This is a genomic window from Gulosibacter sediminis (assembly GCF_014904065.1).
Lineage (GTDB): Bacteria > Actinomycetota > Actinomycetes > Actinomycetales > Microbacteriaceae > Gulosibacter > Gulosibacter sediminis.
Window position 1 is genome coordinate 1 of sequence record NZ_JACXJG010000034.1, and the last position, 366, is coordinate 366.

Annotated in this window: 1 protein-coding gene; it reads left to right on the top strand. The window is 66.9% G+C overall.

Features of this window, described 5'->3' with window-relative positions:
- Window positions 1-366 (top strand): transposase (locus ID132_RS12450; RefSeq protein WP_193128771.1); only part of this gene is annotated, 366 nt, incomplete at both ends.

The following is a 366-nucleotide window of genomic DNA, read 5'->3' on the forward strand; positions in this document are numbered from 1 at the left end:
AACCAAACCTTCAGCAGACCCCAGCATCAGCTCGCGAAGCTCGAGGACGTATTCGACCAGCACCCCGACGACCTCGCCGTCGAGATTGCCTGGGACATCTACCAGCGCGCCGTTGCCTGCTACCGACACAAGGACCCGGCGCGCGGGAAGAAGATCCTCGAGGCCGTGATCGCGGGGCTCACCAGCGGCGTTCCGAAGGATCTGCCCGAGTTGATCAGCCTCGGCCGCACGATCACGCGCCGCGCTGCCGACGTCCTCGCGTTCTTCGACCACCCCGGCACGTCCAACGGCCCGTCCGAGGCGATCAACGGTCGCCTTGAGCACCTCCGCGGCACCGCGCTGGGCTTCCGGAACCTGACCCACTAC